At 68.9% G+C, this 15,629-nt stretch carries 16 protein-coding genes, 3 tRNA genes and 1 pseudogene; 8 read left to right on the top strand and 12 right to left on the bottom strand.

Going from position 1 to position 15,629, the window contains the following annotated elements; translation table 11 throughout:
* The first annotated feature begins 55 nt into the window (after nucleotides 1-55).
* The 3 genes from Aco03nite_RS35225 (at nucleotide 56) to Aco03nite_RS54265 (ending at nucleotide 3,338) form a co-directional block, all read left to right on the top strand.
* Nucleotides 56-1,030: a calcium-binding protein gene (locus Aco03nite_RS35225; protein ID WP_203803531.1), complete on the top strand. Its 975-nt coding sequence runs from the start codon at nucleotides 56-58 to the stop codon at nucleotides 1,028-1,030.
* Between the two features lie 227 nt (nucleotides 1,031-1,257).
* The gene (locus tag Aco03nite_RS35220) at nucleotides 1,258-2,112 is read left to right on the top strand and encodes a calcium-binding protein (protein WP_203803529.1); all 855 of its coding nucleotides are present in this window, start codon (nucleotides 1,258-1,260) and stop codon (nucleotides 2,110-2,112) included.
* 65 nt (nucleotides 2,113-2,177) lie between these two features.
* Nucleotides 2,178-3,338 (top strand): calcium-binding protein, encoded by a 1,161-nt coding sequence (locus tag Aco03nite_RS54265; protein WP_203803526.1) that lies wholly within the window; start codon nucleotides 2,178-2,180, stop codon nucleotides 3,336-3,338.
* Nucleotides 3,339-3,391: 53 nt separating this feature from the next.
* On the opposite strand, the gene Aco03nite_RS35210 is transcribed toward Aco03nite_RS54265, so the two are convergent.
* The 4 genes from Aco03nite_RS35210 to Aco03nite_RS35195 all read right to left on the bottom strand — a co-directional run bounded on the left by Aco03nite_RS35210 (nucleotide 3,392) and on the right by Aco03nite_RS35195 (nucleotide 4,737).
* Complete coding sequence (locus Aco03nite_RS35210; RefSeq protein WP_203803523.1) at nucleotides 3,392-3,634, bottom strand: hypothetical protein; 243 nt, start codon at nucleotides 3,632-3,634, stop codon at nucleotides 3,392-3,394.
* A 321-nt stretch (nucleotides 3,635-3,955) separates the two neighbouring features.
* On the bottom strand, nucleotides 3,956-4,171 hold the full coding sequence (locus Aco03nite_RS35205) for a type II toxin-antitoxin system HicB family antitoxin (protein ID WP_203803520.1): 216 nt from the start codon (nucleotides 4,169-4,171) through the stop codon (nucleotides 3,956-3,958).
* 13 nt (nucleotides 4,172-4,184) lie between these two features.
* Nucleotides 4,185-4,343 (bottom strand): type II toxin-antitoxin system HicA family toxin, encoded by a 159-nt coding sequence (locus Aco03nite_RS35200; RefSeq protein ID WP_239145709.1) that lies wholly within the window; start codon nucleotides 4,341-4,343, stop codon nucleotides 4,185-4,187.
* 31 nt (nucleotides 4,344-4,374) lie between these two features.
* Entirely contained in the window at nucleotides 4,375-4,737 is a 363-nt protein-coding gene (locus Aco03nite_RS35195; protein WP_203803514.1) for a tyrosine-type recombinase/integrase, read from the bottom strand.
* A gap of 22 nt (nucleotides 4,738-4,759) precedes the next feature.
* Between Aco03nite_RS35195 and Aco03nite_RS35190 the strand changes: the two genes are divergently transcribed.
* Complete coding sequence (locus Aco03nite_RS35190) at nucleotides 4,760-4,999, top strand: hypothetical protein (protein WP_203803502.1); 240 nt, start codon at nucleotides 4,760-4,762, stop codon at nucleotides 4,997-4,999.
* On the opposite strand, the gene Aco03nite_RS35185 is transcribed toward Aco03nite_RS35190, so the two are convergent.
* The 8 genes and pseudogenes from Aco03nite_RS35185 to Aco03nite_RS35150 form a co-directional block, all read right to left on the bottom strand.
* Nucleotides 4,963-5,397, bottom strand: a complete 435-nt coding sequence (locus Aco03nite_RS35185; protein ID WP_203803499.1) for a VOC family protein — start codon at nucleotides 5,395-5,397, stop codon at nucleotides 4,963-4,965. The genes Aco03nite_RS35190 and Aco03nite_RS35185 overlap by 37 nt on opposite strands.
* Before the next feature lie 364 nt (nucleotides 5,398-5,761).
* Nucleotides 5,762-5,838, bottom strand: a tRNA-Phe gene (locus Aco03nite_RS35180).
* A gap of 14 nt (nucleotides 5,839-5,852) precedes the next feature.
* Nucleotides 5,853-5,926, bottom strand: a tRNA-Asp gene (locus Aco03nite_RS35175).
* Nucleotides 5,927-5,986: 60 nt separating this feature from the next.
* Nucleotides 5,987-6,059 (bottom strand) — tRNA-Glu (locus Aco03nite_RS35170).
* 170 nt (nucleotides 6,060-6,229) lie between these two features.
* Nucleotides 6,230-7,348: a MerR family transcriptional regulator gene (locus Aco03nite_RS35165; RefSeq protein ID WP_203803497.1), complete on the bottom strand. Its 1,119-nt coding sequence runs from the start codon at nucleotides 7,346-7,348 to the stop codon at nucleotides 6,230-6,232.
* A 241-nt stretch (nucleotides 7,349-7,589) separates the two neighbouring features.
* Nucleotides 7,590-8,120, bottom strand: a pseudogene (gene idi / locus Aco03nite_RS35160) (isopentenyl-diphosphate Delta-isomerase); the annotation flags it as partial.
* Nucleotides 8,117-9,598, bottom strand: coding sequence for a phytoene desaturase family protein (crtI, locus tag Aco03nite_RS35155; protein ID WP_203803495.1), 1,482 nt, complete (start codon nucleotides 9,596-9,598; stop codon nucleotides 8,117-8,119). The gene crtI and the pseudogene idi, both read right to left, overlap by 4 nt.
* A gap of 55 nt (nucleotides 9,599-9,653) precedes the next feature.
* Nucleotides 9,654-10,724, bottom strand: a complete 1,071-nt coding sequence (locus Aco03nite_RS35150; protein WP_203803494.1) for a polyprenyl synthetase family protein — start codon at nucleotides 10,722-10,724, stop codon at nucleotides 9,654-9,656.
* Nucleotides 10,725-10,793: 69 nt separating this feature from the next.
* On the opposite strand from Aco03nite_RS35150, the gene Aco03nite_RS35145 reads away from it, so the two are divergent.
* From Aco03nite_RS35145 to Aco03nite_RS35130, 4 genes are all read left to right on the top strand, one after another.
* On the top strand, nucleotides 10,794-11,681 hold the full coding sequence (locus Aco03nite_RS35145; RefSeq protein WP_203803493.1) for a phytoene/squalene synthase family protein: 888 nt from the start codon (nucleotides 10,794-10,796) through the stop codon (nucleotides 11,679-11,681).
* Complete coding sequence (locus Aco03nite_RS35140; protein WP_203803492.1) at nucleotides 11,681-12,979, top strand: cryptochrome/photolyase family protein; 1,299 nt, start codon at nucleotides 11,681-11,683, stop codon at nucleotides 12,977-12,979. Before Aco03nite_RS35145 ends, Aco03nite_RS35140 begins: the two co-directional genes overlap by 1 nt.
* A gap of 73 nt (nucleotides 12,980-13,052) precedes the next feature.
* Nucleotides 13,053-14,408 (top strand): dihydrolipoyl dehydrogenase family protein, encoded by a 1,356-nt coding sequence (locus Aco03nite_RS35135; protein WP_203803489.1) that lies wholly within the window; start codon nucleotides 13,053-13,055, stop codon nucleotides 14,406-14,408.
* A gap of 35 nt (nucleotides 14,409-14,443) precedes the next feature.
* Nucleotides 14,444-15,292, top strand: a complete 849-nt coding sequence (locus Aco03nite_RS35130) for a Rieske (2Fe-2S) protein (RefSeq protein ID WP_203803486.1) — start codon at nucleotides 14,444-14,446, stop codon at nucleotides 15,290-15,292.
* The last annotated feature ends 337 nt before the right edge of the window (nucleotides 15,293-15,629 follow it).

Below are 15,629 nucleotides of genomic sequence, written 5' to 3'. Positions count from 1 at the left end.
GGAACGGTACCGTCCTAACCGCTCCACCAGTCTCGAACGGGGGATCCCAATGAACGTGAAGTACCGCAGGACACTTGCCACCCTGGGCCTCAGCACCGCAGTGATCGCGACGTCCGCCCTGCTCGCCAGCCCGGCGCAGGCGGCCACCAGCGGCCTGGCGAAGGTCGTGGGTACCGGGACCGTCCAGTTCCAGGCCCTGATGGGCAAGGTGAACAAGGTCAACGTCACCATCTCGGGCCGGACCGTCACCATCACCGACGTCACCGCGATCAGCGCGGGCAAGGGCTGCAAGCGGGTCAACTCGAAGAAGGTCAAGTGCACGACCTCCGGGAAGACCACCAAGATCAGCGTCGCGCTCGGTGACAAGAACGACTACGTCCGCAACCACACCAGCGTGTTCATGCTGGCCGGCGGCGGCGCGGGCAACGACACCCTGATCGGCGGCTCCGGCCGGGACCAGCTGCAGGGCGGCACCGGCAACGACAAGCTGTACGGCAACGGCGGCAACGACGAGCTGTTCGGTGAGTCCGGCGCCGACTACATCAGCGGTGGTGCGGGCAACGACTACATCGTGGCCGGCAGCGGCAACGACACCATCTACGGTGGCGACGGCAACGACGAGATCCACGGCCAGGCCGGCAACGACACCATCAACACCGGTCCCGGCACCAACACCGCGCTCGGCTACTCGGGCAACGACAAGATCACCGGTGGCTCGGGCCGTGACTTCCTGATCGGCAACGCCGGCAACGACGTCCTCGCGGGCGGCGCCGGTGACGACGTCCTGGTCGGCGAGCACTACAAGGTCGTCAGCGGCAAGGGCGTCTCGCAGGGTTCGGCCACCGCGGCGGACAAGCTCTACGGCAGCACGCACATCAACGGCGACATCTGCCTGAGCTCCTCCAAGAAGACCAGCAAGTCGGGTTGCGAGTACTCCACCTCGGTGGCGTCCGCCTCGGCCGCGTCGTCCTCTTCGGTCGCTCCGCTGCAGCCGTCGATCACCCGGGTCGAGAAGCTCAAGATCGGCTGATCTCCCACAGTCCTACCTGGAACGGCCCGGCGTCTCGCCGGGCCGTTCTTGTTTTCCCCGGAGGTAACCCCCGAGGGCTGTCCGTCCGTCTCTACGGGGAAGCTTCGTTCCATGAAAGTGACTCACGTCACCGTAACTGGGGCGGTTCGTCGAAACGGTATCGTTCTATGATGACGGTCATCACTGGTTGGGGCATACCCCGGCCGGATCTATACGGGGGAAACACCATGAACCTGCTCAACCGTCGTGCCCTCGCGTTCATCGGCGCGACCGCTGCCGCGCTGGGCACCGCAGCGTTCCTCTCCGCCCCGGCCCAGGCCGCCGCGACCGGCACCGCCCGGACCGTCGGCGCCGGCCAGGTCAAGTTCACCGCCGCGGCCGGCAAGGCCAACGGCGTCACCATCACCGTCTCCGGCAAGGTCGTGACCGTCGACGACAAGGTCGCGCTCAAGGCCGGCCCGGGCTGCAAGGCCGTCGCCGGTGACAAGACCCGCGTCAAGTGCACCCTGACCGGCAACCTCACCTCGCTGAGCGTCAGCCTCGGTGACAAGAACGACTGGGTGAAGAACAAGACCGGTGCCCGGCTGGTCGCCAGCGGTGGCGCCGGCAACGACACCATCTACGGTGGCCCGCGCGCCGACCTGCTGAAGGGCGGCGCCGGCAACGACAAGATCTACGGTGGCGCCGGCGACGACGAGATCTGGGGCGGCGCGGGCAACGACAAGATCTGGGGCCAGGCCGGCGACGACATCGTCGAGGGCGAAGCCGGTAACGACGTCATCAGCCTCGGCGCCGGCAACGACGTCGCGCAGGGCTGGACCGGCAACGACACCCTGATCGGTGGCTCCGGCCACGACGTGCTGATCGGCGAGTCGTTCGACATCAACACCCTCCGCCCGGTCGGCAACGCCAACGCCAGGGACAAGATCACCGGCGGTGCCGGCATCGACCTCGCTCTGGCCCTCAAGGGCGCCAAGGTCAGCGGCGTCGAGGCCCGGACCGCGGCGCAGTGGGAGAAGCTGCTCGACAAGGCCGGCGTCGTGGTGAGCGGTTCCGCCGCCGCCTCCGTGCTCAACAACTGATTTCCGCGGAACAGCCCGGCCGTCTCACGGCCGGGCTGTTTTTCGTTCAACGGGGAGACTCACCCATGTCACGTTCTTCTTCGCCGGCCCGGTTCGCGCCCGCCCGGTTCGGGTCCTGGTCGGCCCGGTTCGCGGTTCTGCTGGCCGGCAGCACCGCCCTCGCCGGGATGGCCGCTCCCGCCCAGGCCGCGTCCGTCGGCACCGCGTCGGTCTACGAGACCACCAAGGTCCAGTACAAGGCCGCCACCGGCAAACGGAACCTGATCACGATCACCCGCTCCGGTAACACGGTCACCATCGACGATTCGGTGGCGATCAAGGCCGGTAAGGGCTGCAAGGCGGTCAAGGGCGACAAGACCCGGGTCAGCTGTACGACGAAGAAGGCCCCGACCCGGGTGCGTGTGTACGCGTACGACCGCAATGATCTGATCACCAACAAGACCGATCTGCCCAGCACCCTCGACGGCGGCACCGGCAACGACCAGCTGAACGGCGGCTCCCGCGCGGACCGGCTGATCGGCGGCACCGGCAACGACCGGCTCTTCGGCTTCCACGGCCACGACTACCTGGACGGCGGCGCCGGCAGCGACCTGCTCAACGGCGGCACCGGCAACGACACCCTGCACGGCTGGACCGGCAACGACGTCCTCTACGGCGAGGCCGGCGACGACGACCTGTTCGGTGAGGCCGGCAACGACCGCCTACACGGCGGCGACGGCAACGACACCCTGCTCGGGTACGCGGGTAAGGACAAGCTGTACGGCGACGCCGGCGACGACCGTCTCTTCGGCGACGAGAACGACAAGAAGGTGTACGCCGACGTCCTGATGGGCGGCTCCGGTGTGGACACCGTGCTCTACGACTACATGAAGAGCATCCGGGTCGACCTGGACGGCCAGGCCGGTGACGACGGCCGCCCCGGCGAGGGTGACACCGTCGGCGCCGACGTGGAGAACCTGTACGCCGGCTTCGGCAACGACGTCCTGATCGGCAACGCGTCGAGCAACTACATCCACGGCGGCCCCGGCAACGACACCATCCAGGGCCTGTCCGGCAACGACGACCTGTACGGCAGCAGCGGCAAGGACAAGCTGTACGGCGGAGCAGGCGACGACATCCTGGAGGGCGACGAGGAGCCCGGCACCTCCGACCGCTTGGACGGCGGCGCCAACACCGACACGTGCCGCGCCTACCGAGGCGACGTGAAGGTCAACTGCGAGAGGTAGTCCCCACCCACCACCAGAACCGGCCGCCGACCTCCCGGCGGCCGTTTCCGTATTCAGGCCCGGTCACGAACCGGGATGTCCTGCTCCATCGGCACCCGATGCTCCCCGTCCGGAAAGTTCACGTAGAGCAGAAGCGGCGTGCCCCGGTGCCGCAGAACGGTGACGGCATCGAAGGTGCGCCACGCACCGTCGACGAGAAGCTCGTGCGCATCGAGCCAGGCACGCCGCCCCTCGTCATCAACCAGGACGAGCCGTTCCCACAACACTCTCGCCGTGATCGCCCCCGCAGTGCCCATAGCGGTGAAGCTCCCTCCCGGCAGCGCGCGACAAGTCCCCCGAAGAGCCTTCCCACAAGCCGACCCACCCACACCAGGTCGGTTCGTCTTAGTACCAACCGCAGAATGACCCGAATCGCGAGAGAGAACGAGGCTGGAAAGCAAAACGTCCACCGTGCGTTTCCGCAGGTGGACGGTGCTCAGTGCCCGGCGAAGAGCCTGGTGGCCAGGGGCGGGGTCGAGCCGCCGACCTTCCGATTTTCAGTCAGGGACATTGGTACAGGTCAAGGGCGGTGCGGACGGGCCGTGTGCAGCGATCGTGCAACATCGGCCCGCCGTGCATCATGCCGCGACGAGATCGACCGCTTCGGCCGTGGGCGGCGGCACCGGTTCGCCGGCCTCCCGTAGGCCCTCCAGGTGAAAAACGATCGCGTCGCGCATTTCGGCCAGCGCTTCCTCGCGCGAGTCGCCCAGGGCGACACAGCCGGGGAGGTCCGGCGACCAGGCGCCGAAACCGCCATCCTCGGCAAGTTCGATGATTACTGCGTACGCGCTCACGGGGTGCCCCCTGTCAGAGTCCAGCCCGTTTCAGGATGCTTCGTTCCAGACCGGGCGGCAAGTCCCGGCTCGGTTTCCCGGCGATCGTGACCCGGCCAGGCTTCGACGGATGCTTGTACTGCCGATGACTGCCGCGCGTGGCAACCAGCACCCACCCATCCGATTCAATCATCCGAATCGCCTCCCCGACCTTCAATGGCATATCAGCCCATTCCTACCGTGGCGACCGATTTTGGCAGGCGCGCAGCGTCACCGTGCGCGGCGAGTGCCGACAGCGCTTTATCGATCTCCTGATCCCACCCGTCGACGGCGTGCAGGAGCCGCCGCCATCGACAGTGGCCGAGGCGCTTCATCAGGTCGGCAATCGTGGCGCCGGTCTGGGCCGCCAGGGTTTGGCCGGTGTGTCGCAGGTCGTGGAACGACAGCTTGTCGAGTCCGACCTTCTTCCTGGCCCGGACGTACGCCTGATAGAGCGTCTTGCCGCGCAGTGGCGAGCCGTCGCGGCGGATGAACAGGCGTTTCCTTCCGGCGAATTCATCCAAATGGAGCCGCAAAATCGGGGTCACGTGCGGAGGTACGGGTGATCGTGTGCTCGATCATGTCGACGTCTTCGACGCGGAGTCCGGCGATCTCGCCGCGCCGGAGTCCGGACCAGGCGGCGATCAGGAGTGCCGTCCGGTATCGCGGGTTGATCGCTTCCACCAGTTCGACGATCTGGGCAGGCATGGCGACCGGACGTTCCGCAGCGTGCGCAACACCGGCACCGGGAATCTGGCAGGGATTACGAGCGATCAGACCTTCTCGTACCGCGACGATCGCAGTGGGTGATTGCTGTAGTTGGTGCGTCCGGCGATCGCTGCCGCACCGCTACGGGAGGCCAAATTCCTGCGTGTTGCCGCAGCGTCGTTGACGTGGATCAGGTAGGCACCGGGAGCCAGGATGTTGCCGGTCCGGGACAGGTGTATTTCGGCGTCACCGGCGGCGAAGGTGGCGTAGCCCGACAGCCGATCAGAGACGAAGCCCAGTGACTCGTAGAACGCGATCGTGCGGTCCAGATCAGCGCATTGCAGGATTGGTACCGCGGACAACGGTTCGACCGCACCACCGGGCACCTCACCTTGTCGGTGGGGTGCCGCGAGTCGCGCGTAGCCCTGGTCCTGAGCTGCGCGCCGTTCGTCGAGCTTCCGCTTCTGCCTGGCGAGCTGCTCAGGGGTCGGCCCAGTCACCGCACACCAGCCTGTGACCGGACCGGCTCAGCTCGCGCGGACGAATACCGACACATCACAGGATCCAGCGAACCACCAGACAGCCACCGCGTCTCGGACTCCGGCAGTCCGACCACACAGGTCCGCCGACTTGTCCGCAGGGGTGGCTTTCTAACGCGGTTGACGCAAAGTCGGGCAGGTGGATCGGATCTGACGTCAGGGAGGTGCTCCCCGTCGTGCATCGAACGTGCATCTTGGGATGGCGATCATGGGCGAATCGCGGTCACCAGAGGACAGCGTCGGGATGTTGGGAAAGGGGCTGGAAAGCAAAACGTCCACCGTGCGTTTCCGCAGGTGGACGGTGCTCAGTGCCCGGCGAAGAGCCTGGTGGCCAGGGGCGGGGTCGAACCGCCGACCTTCCGATTTTCAGTCGGACGCTCGTACCAACTGAGCTACCTGGCCTTGCTAACTTCTTGCGGTCCTGACGGGACTTGAACCCGCGACCTCCGCCTTGACAGGGCGGCGAGCACTCCAACTGCTCCACAGGACCTTGCTGTACTTCTGTCTTACCTTGCTCGGTTCGTCACCAGCTTACCTGGTAACTTACCAGTACCCCCAACGGGATTCGAACCCGTGCTACCGCCTTGAAAGGGCGGCGTCCTAGGCCACTAGACGATGAGGGCAGCTCGACCATCATTGCACATCACGCTGGTTGCGTGACCGGCAAGGCCTTGGTCGTTCGGGCCCTACTCGCGCCCCCCGCTTGAGGCATGTAAAACATATACGATGCCCCCAGTGATCTTCAAATCGGTATCCCCCTTTTCCGCAAAAACGGGCCTGACCAGCTAAAACGTCAGCGGCTTGCGGCGGCCACGATGCGGACGGCGTCGGCGAGGCCCCGGAAGACGGTTACTTCGGGGGGCAGATCGGGGGCCGGCCAGCCCGGTCCGGCGGCGGCCAGCACCAGCGGCGGGTGCGGCAGGGCCAGCAGACGCTCCAACTGGGCCACGTCACCGGTGGACCGCAGCTGCGACCAGAGCACCACCACGGCGGGGCCGGTGCGTTCCACCGCATCCAGCAGGGCCTGGGACGGCACCCGCGCACCCAGCAGCCGGCTGGGCACCCCGGATTCGGCCAGTGCCGCGGCCAGCGCCTCAAGCGGCAGGGTGTGCTGTTCCTCGTCGGCGGCAGCCAGCAGGGCACGAGGAGCAATTTCCCAAGGCGGCCTGGGTACGCCACTCAACGCCTCGGTGACCGACCGCGACAACAGGTGCTCGACCTCGACGAAACGAGCGGTCGCCTCGTAGCGTTCGCCGACACCGATCAGCACCGGCATGATCAGCTGCTCCCAGGTGGCGATCACCCCCCGGCCGGCGATCGCGCCGTCGAGGATGAACCGCATCGCCGGACCGTCCAGACGCATGGCGGCCCGGGCCAGCCCTCGGGCGGCGGGATCCGCACGCGGCCCGAGAGCGATGGTCTGCCCACCCCCGGCCGGAGCGGAGGACCCCGCAAAGGAACCAGGAGCTCCCGCCAAGGAACCGGAAGAGCCCTCAAGAGAGCCGGAAGAGCCCGCAAGGGTGCCGGAGGAGCGTTCAAGGACACCGGACGAGCTCTCGAGGGAATCGGCGGAGGCCTCACACGGAGGGGCAGGTGAGGGAGAAGGCGGTGCGGAAGAAGAAGCGGCGGAGGAGGAAGCGGCCGAAGAAGGCGAGGAAGTGGTGGAAGAAGGCGAGGCCACATCGGGAGACCGCCGCGCCCAAGCGGCAGCCTCCGCCGGCGCCACCCCTTGAGCGGTGAGCCGCTGCATCACCTGCAGCCGGCCCATGTCCTCAAGGGTGTAGCGCCGATGATGCCCGGGCTCGTGCCGACTGGGCCCGAGCCCATACCTCTGATGCCAGGTGCGCAGCGTGGTCACCGCGACGCCGAGACGGCGCGCGGCCGCCCCGGCGCTCAGGCCGTCATTGGCCACCCGGCCGCTCCGCTGCAGAGTCGTCGGCGGCGACGGCGGATCCCCCAGCGGGGACGGTGAATTCCTCAGCGAAAGCGGCGCCGGAACCGGAAGCGGATGCGATGCCGGAACCGGAAGCGGATGCGGTGCCGGAAGCGGATGCGGTGCCGGAACCGGAAGCGGCGCCGGGAAGAGAGGCGGGGCCGGGAAGAGTGCTGGGACGGGAAGCAGAGCCGGCGGATTCCTCGGTGATGGCGGCGGCCAGCTGCCGGGCCACCCCGCCGAGCCAGGGCGCGTACCCCTCCGGCGCCCGCTCGATCTCCGCCAGCAGCTCGCTGACGGTCACCCAGCGCAGCCGTGCCACCTCGCCGGGATCCGGCTGGAACTCGATCCCGGCCGGCACCTCCCCGAGCAGCACGTGATCGAACTCCCGCTCGACCCGCCCGGTGACCGGATCGGCGGCGAAGTACACGTACACCCCGACTTCACGCAGCGAGATCGGTTCCACCGGCTCGATGCCGAGTTCCTCGGTGAGACGCCGCCGGGCGGAGACGGTGGTCTCCTCGCCGGGTGCGGGATGCCCGCAGCAGGTGTTGCCCCAGCGCAGCGGGAACCGGGTCTTCACCGCGGCCCGCTGCTGCAGCAGCACTTTCCCGGACGGGTCGCGCAGGAACACCGAGAACGCCCGGTGCAGCAGACCGGGGGCCTCATGCGCGTCGGCGACGGTAGCGGTCCCGGTGCCGGCGCCGAGGGCGTCGACGAGTTCGACCAGTTCCTTCTCCCGGACGGTCACGCCGCACCGCCGGTGATCCGGGAGGCGGCCAGCTTGCCGGAGATCAGCACCATCGGTACGCCGACGCCGGGCTGGGTGCCGGAGCCGGTGAAGACCACGTTCGGCAGGGTGGGGTGCAGGTTGGACGGGCGGAACGGCCCGGTCTGGGCGAACGTGTGCGCGGCCGCGAACGGGGTGCCGGCGGCCATGCCCTGGTCGGCCCAGTCGGCGGGCGTGATGATCCGCTGGACTTCGACGCCGTCCCGGAAGCCGACGTAGCCCCGGTTCTCCAGGACGCGCAGGATCTCGTCGGCGTAGCGCTTGTCCATGCCACCGCGCCAGTCGATCGGCCCGGCCTCCAGGTTGGGGGTGGGCGCGAGCACGTAGTAGGTCTGTTTGCCGGCCGGCGCCACGGTCGGGTCGCTGTGGGTCGGGTTGGTCACCAGCAGTGATGGGTCGCTCATCAGGAGACCCTTGCGGATCACCTCGTCAAAGGTGCCCTTCCACGCCGTACCGAAATGGATGTTGTGGTGTGCGATCTTGGAATAGGCCTGGTCGGAACCGATGTGCAGAACGACGCACGACGGTGAGTAGGTGAGTTTGCGCTGGCGGCGGGCCGGCAGCAGGTCGCGGTAGGCGATCGGCAGGTCCGGGTTGAGCACCACCGCGTCGGCGGGGATGTGCTCGCCGTCGGTGGTCAGCACACCTGTCGCGCGACCGTTCTCGATCACCACCCGCTCGACCGTGGTCTCGTAACGGAAGGTGACCCCGTGTTTCTCGGCGGCGCCGGCCAGGGCTCGTGGCACGGCGTGCATGCCGCCCTTGGGGAAGTAGACGCCGGCGACCGAGTCCAGGTAGGCGATGACCGCGTAGATGGCGAGCGCGTCGTGCGGCGCGAGCCCGGCGTACATCGCCTGGAACGAGAAGATCCGCTGGGTACGGGGATCGCGGAAGTACTGGTCGATCTTCGGCTGCAACCGCCGGAACGCGCCCAGTCCGAGCAGTTTCAGCAGGTTGAGGTTCATCAGATCGACGGGGCTGTCGAGGTTCTTGTCGATGAAGTGGTTGCGTTCGAGCTGCCACAGCCGCCTGGTGAAGTCGACGAACCGCAGGTAGCCGTCGGCTTCGCGGGAGCCGCAGACCCGGGCGATCTCGGCGGCCATCCGGGTGGTGTCGGTGCGCACGTCGAGCGTCGACCCGTCCGGGTAGTACGCCCGGTACGCCGGGTCGATCGGGGTCAGCTCCAGCCAGTCGCTCAGGTTCTCGCCGACGGCGTTGAGCGGTTCGGCGATCAGGTCGGGCATGGTCAGCACGGTCGGGCCGGTGTCGAACTCGTACCCGCCCATCGCCAGCCGCCCGGCCCGCCCGCCGGGGACCGGCTCGCGTTCGACGACGGTGACCTGCCGCCCGGCCGCGGCCAGGTGCAGTGCGGTGGCCAGCCCGGCGAGCCCGGCTCCGACGATGACGACCCGATCGGTGGGCCCGGTCACAGTGCGCACGTGAAAGCTCCAAAACCGAGCACGGAAAAGCTCCAAAGACCGAGGGGAAAAGACATCATGCCGGGCGGTACGTGGTGGCGGTGGCCAACTCGACCAGAGCGGCCCGCGCGTCGGGATGGACCGGTGCGTCGTCGAGCGCGGCGACCGCCGTACCGACCCGCTCGGAGATCATCTCTTCGACCCGGGCCGGTGCCCCGGTCGCGGTGATGATCTCCGCCTGCCGGGTGATCGTGGCGGTGGGCAGTTCGTCGAGCTGGGCCGGGGTCGCCATCTGGCGCGCCAGCATCAGCAGGGTGGTGGGTTTGCCGGTGCGCAGGTCGTCGCAGGCCGGTTTGCCGGTGATCGCCGGGTCGCCGTAGACGCCGAGCAGATCGTCGCGGAGCTGGAAGGCCTCCCCGACGGCGAGACCGTAGACCTGGTACGCCTCCTCCAGGTCGGCCCGCGTGCTGGCGCCGAGGGCCAGCCCGAACCCGAGCGGCCACTGCACCGTGTAACTGGCGGTCTTGTGCCGGGCCACGAGCAGCGCCCGCTCCACCGACCAGGCCGACGGATCGGTTTCACCGAGCACGTCCAGGTACTGCCCGGCGACGACTTCGACGCGCATCCGGTCGTAGCGGGCCCGGACCTCCATCAGGACCGGCGCGGGCAGATCGGTGCGGGCCAGCAGTTGGTCGGCCCAGACCAGGCAGAGGTCGCCGACCAGGATCGCGGCCGCGTCACCGAACTGCTCGCCGTGCTGGGCGGCGAAGATCCGGTGCGCGGTGGGCCGGCCGCGCCGGGTGGCGGACCGGTCCATCAGGTCGTCGTGGACCAGCGCGAACGTGTGCATGAGTTCGAGCGCGCCCAGGGCGGGTAACAGTCCTTCGACGGGTTCGCCGGATCCGGCGACGCCACGCCAGCCCCAGTAGGCGAAGGTCGGCCTGACTCGTTTACCTCCGGCCATCACCAGGTCCCGGGCGGTGCGCGCGAAGCCACCGAGTGCGGGGTCGACGGTGTCGAGGGAGGCGATCTGACAGGCGAGGAAGTCGGCAAGCGTGCCCTCGACGGCGCCGATCAGCGCTCGGTGCGAGACCGGCTGGCGGGGGATCGCTTCGAGGCGATTTCCCTCGAGGGTGTGATTGGCCACGCTGAGTACCGTACCCTAACTTCTTGAAGTTGCGTCGATTCGTGCGTCGATTTAGCCGGAGGCCCGGACATGGAAACCGATCTGGCAGCTGCCTATGAGCGCTGCCGCGAGATACATCGAGCGCATGGGCGGACGTACTACCTCGCGACCCGGTTGCTACCGGCGTGGAAGCGGCGGCATGTGCACGCCCTCTACGGATTCACTCGATATGCGGACGAAATCGTCGACCGCACCGAGTCCCGGCCCGCCGCCGAGCGCGCCGCCCTGCTCACCGAGTGGGGTGACCGGTTCATGGCCGGCCTCCGCGGCGAACCCACCGACGACCCGCTGCTCCCGGCCGTCCTGCACACCATCGCGGTCTTCGACCTGGATCTCACCGACTTCGAGAAGTTCCTGCGCAGCATGGCGATGGACATCACAGTCGCCGGGTACCCCACCTACGACGACCTACTCGACTACATGGAGGGCTCGGCCGCCGTCATCGGCACCATGATGCTGCCGATCCTGGAGTCCTCCGACCTGGCCGCCGCCCGCGAACCGGCCCGCCAGCTCGGCTTCGCGTTCCAGCTCACCAACTTCATCCGGGACATCGCCGAGGACGTCGATCGCGGCCGGATCTACCTGCCGCAGGAGCACCTCGACGAGTTCGGGGTGACCGCCGACGACCTCCGCCGGGGCGTCGCCACCCCGCCGATCAAGAACCTGATCAAGGCCGAGGTGGCCCGCGCCCGCGAGCACTACGTCCTGGCCGCCCCCGGCATCCCGCTGCTGGAACCCACCTCGCAGGCCTGCATGCGCACCGCCTTCCAGCTCTACGGCGGCATCCTCGACGAGATCGAGGCCCTCGACCACGACGTGTTCCGGCAGCGCGCCACCGTGCCGAACCACCGCCGGGCCGCCGTCGCCGTCCGCAGCCTCCTGACCCGGCCCGGCACCCCGGTCCAGTTGGCGGCCTGATGAGCACCGCGGTCGTCCTGCTCACCCGGGACCTGCGCCTGCACGACAACCCGGCCCTCGCCGCGGCCTGCGCCGCCGACCGGGTGGTCCCCCTCTACGTGCTCGACCCGAGCCTGGCCGACCTCTCCCCGAACCGCACCCGCTTCCTGCACCAGTGCCTCGCCGACCTGCGCGAGAACCTGCGCGGGCTCGGCGGCGACCTGATCGTGCGCACCGGTGATCCGGTCGCCGAGACGATCAAGGTGGCCCGGGAGGCCGAGGCCACCACGATCACCATGGCCAAGGACGTCAGCCGGTACGCCGTACGCCGGGAAAGGCGTTTGAAGGAAGAGGGCGAACGGCATCGCATCGGCGTCGAACTGCACCCCGGGCTCACCGTCGTCGAACCAGGCGACCTGCGGCCCGGCGGAGGCGGCGACTGCTACAAGGTCTTCACGCCCTACTACCGGGCCTGGTCGGCGCGGCAATGGCGGAGCGAGGCGGCGACGCCGAAACGGATCACCCTGCCGGACGGGCTCACCGCCGGCCGCCTCCCGGCGCCGGGGGACGGGCCGGGCGAGGGTGGCGAGAGCGCGGCCCGCCGGCGGCTCACCAGTTGGTTGCGGCACGGCATCGGCGAGTACGGGGACACCCACGACGACATGCCCGGGGACGCGACCAGCAGGCTGTCCCCGTACCTGCGCTTCGGTTGTCTCTCGCCACTGACCCTGGCCGAGGCGAGCCGCAAGCACGACGCCGACCCGTTCGTCCGTCAGCTCTGCTGGCGCGACTTCTACTACCAGGTGGCCCGGGTCAACCCGAAGCTCTCCACCGAAGCGCTGCGCCCCGCCGCGGACAACCAGTGGCGCACCGACGACGACGGCCTGAAGCACTGGCAGGACGGGCTCACCGGAGTCCCGATCGTCGACGCGGGCATGCGTCAGCTGCGGGAGGAGGGGTGGATGCACAACCGGGCCCGGCTCATCACCGCCGCCTTCCTCACCAAACACCTCGGCATCGACTGGCGGCCCGGCGCCGCGTGGTTCTTCAAGTGGCTGCTCGACGGCGACGTGCCGAACAACTCCGGCAACTGGCAGTGGACCGCGGGCACCGGCAACGACACCCGGCCCTACCGGCGCTTCAACCCGATTCGGCAAGCACTGCGATTCGACCCCGACGGCGTGTACGTTCGTCGCTACGTACCGGAACTCAAAGCCATCGAGGGCCCGGCCGTCCACCAACCCTGGCGACTGACCGGCCTCGACTACCCCAAACCGCTCGAATCGCACCGCGACGAAGCGGTCTGGTTACGGGACTAGCGGATCCCGCCGGTGGTTGCGTCCGTCAACACTTCCTCCGGCGGGATTCGCTCCCGATGGTTAGCTGGGACGCATGGCTGACGTACGCAACGTGGATGTGGTTGTCATCGGGCTCGGCGTGGGCGGCGAGGAGGCCGGTGGCCGGCTCGCCGCCGCCGGGCTCGACGTGATCGGCGTCGAACACCGGCTGGTCGGCGGGGAGTGCCCGTACTGGGGCTGCATCCCGACCAAGATGATGGTGCGCGCCGGATCCGCCCTGGCCGAAGCGCGTCGGATCCCCGGACTGGCCGGCGACTCGACCGTCACCCCCGACTGGGCGCCGGTCGCCCGCCGGATCCGGGAGCAGGCCACCGACAACTGGGACGACAAGGTGGCCGTCGACCGTTTCACCGGCAAAGGCGGCCATTTTGTACGGGGGACCGCCACCGTCACCGGCCCCGGCCGAGTCCGGGTGGGCGATGTCTCCTATGTCGCTTCGCGCGGCGTGGTCGTCGCCACCGGGACGGCCGCCTTCATCCCCCCGATCGACGGACTGGCCGGAACCCCGTACTGGACCAACCGCGAAGCCGTCGAGACCACGGTGTTGCCGTCGTCGCTGGTCATCCTCGGCGGCGGCGCGATCGGCTGCGAGTTCGCCCAGGTCTTCGCCCGCTTCGGAGTGCAGGTCACGATCGTCGAGGGCTCCGGCCGGATCCTCGCCATGGAGGAGCCCGAGTCCTCCGAGGTGGCCGCCGCGGTGCTCGCCGCCGACGGGGTGACCGTGCGCACCGGCGTGCACTCCTCGTCGGTCGTCCACTCCGACGGCTTCACCGTCACCCTGGACGACGGCAGCACCGTCACCGGCGAGAAACTCTTGGTCGCCACCGGTCGAACCGCCCGTCTGAAGGACCTCGGCCTGGAGACCATCGGCCTCGACCCGGCCGCACGCTTCCTCGACACCGACGACCGGATGCGCGCCGGGGACAAGGTGTGGGCCGTCGGCGACGTCACCGGGCACGGAGCCTTCACCCACATGGCCATGTACGAGGCCGACATCGCCGTCCGGGACATCCTCGGGCAGGGCGGGCCCGGCGCCGACTACCGCGCGCTGCCCCGGGTCACCTTCATCGACCCGGAGATCGGCGCCGTCGGGCTCACCGAGAAGCAGGCCCGCGACGCCGGCGGTGATGTGCGGGTCGGGCAGGTTCAGCTCTCCTACACCTCCCGCGGTTTTGTGCACGGCCCCGGCAACGAGGGCTTCATCAAGGTCGTCGCCTCCGGTGACCGTCTCGTCGGCGCCACCACCGCGGGCCCGGCCGGCGGCGAGATGATCGGCGCCCTGGCGGTGGCGATCCACGGCGAGGTGCCGTTGTCGACCCTGGCCAGCCAGATCTGGGCGTACCCCACGTTCCACCGCGGCATCGGCGACGCCCTGAAGACACTCGCCTGACGTTTCGACCGGATCCGGGTGGGCACCCGCCACACATGTTGCGGCAGGCACTCACCCGGCTCGAACAGGCCGACGCCCTCGACGGCGCCGGCGACCGACTCCGGACCGCGGTCACGGCCACGGTCCGCCCGCGCAGGCTGCGGGACCTCCTGCACGGCAGCCCGATCGGGCATCCCCTGCACCCCGTTCTCGTCCAGCTCCCGGTCGGCGCGTTCATGTCCGCCGCGGTCCTGGACGCCCTTCCCTCCCGTGCCTTCGCGAGGGCGTCGACCACACTGGTCGCCACCGGCCTCGCCGGAGCGGTGCCCGCGATGGCCGCCGGACTCGTCGACTGGTCCGAGATGACCAGGGACCGGCAGCGGGTCGGTCTCGTGCACGCCGCGGTCAACACACTTGCCGTCGGCCTCTACGCGGGATCGCTGATCGCCCGGCTGACCGGGCACACCACGCGAGGCAAGGCGTTGGCCTATGCCGGTCTCTCGGTCGCGGGAGCCGGTTCCTTCCTCGGAGGCCATTTGTCGTACGCCCAGGGCGGCGGCATCAGTCACGCGGCACCCGAGGTGGCGCGCGTGCCGGACGAATGGACCGTGGCCGGCTCGCTCTCCTCGCTGCCGGACGGCAAACCGGCCGCCCGCCGGGTCGGGGACGTCGCCGTTCTCCTCTTCCGCCAGGGGGAACGGGTCAGTGCGCTGATCGACAGGTGTTCGCACGAGGGCGGGCCGCTCAGCGAGGGGACGGTGTCCGACGGATGTGTCGAGTGCCCGTGGCACGGGAGCACGTTCCGGCTCGACGACGGAGCGGTCGTGCACGGGCCGGCCGGGAACGATCAACCGGTACTACCGGTCCGGGTGCGTGCGGGGCTTGTCGAGGTCCGGCGGCCCTGAAACCCCTGTCGAGGTCCGGCGGCCCTGAAACCCCTTTTGAACAGGCAAAACGACTGAGGGTGACCCCCGATTTGGAGCGCAAAGAACGTACGGGTAATGTTTTGCGAGCCAGCAGGGAAACGGGCGAGGCAAGCGGGTCAAGCAACACGAACCGCAACGGCCGTCCTGCAGGACTCCTCGAAGTCTGGATCACGACTCAGGTCGTGCGCTAGACGCTGGGGATGTACTAGGGCAGATCGGGATCGACCGGGATAAACCGGTTGACAACGCCGGGAAGACCTAGTAAAGTAGAGCGAGTGCCCCGGGGGCCGAAACGCGAAAGCGAAGCGGTCGAAGG

The organism is Actinoplanes couchii (assembly GCF_016862075.1).
Lineage (GTDB): Bacteria > Actinomycetota > Actinomycetes > Mycobacteriales > Micromonosporaceae > Actinoplanes > Actinoplanes couchii.
This window is presented reverse-complemented; position numbering and strand designations above follow the sequence as displayed.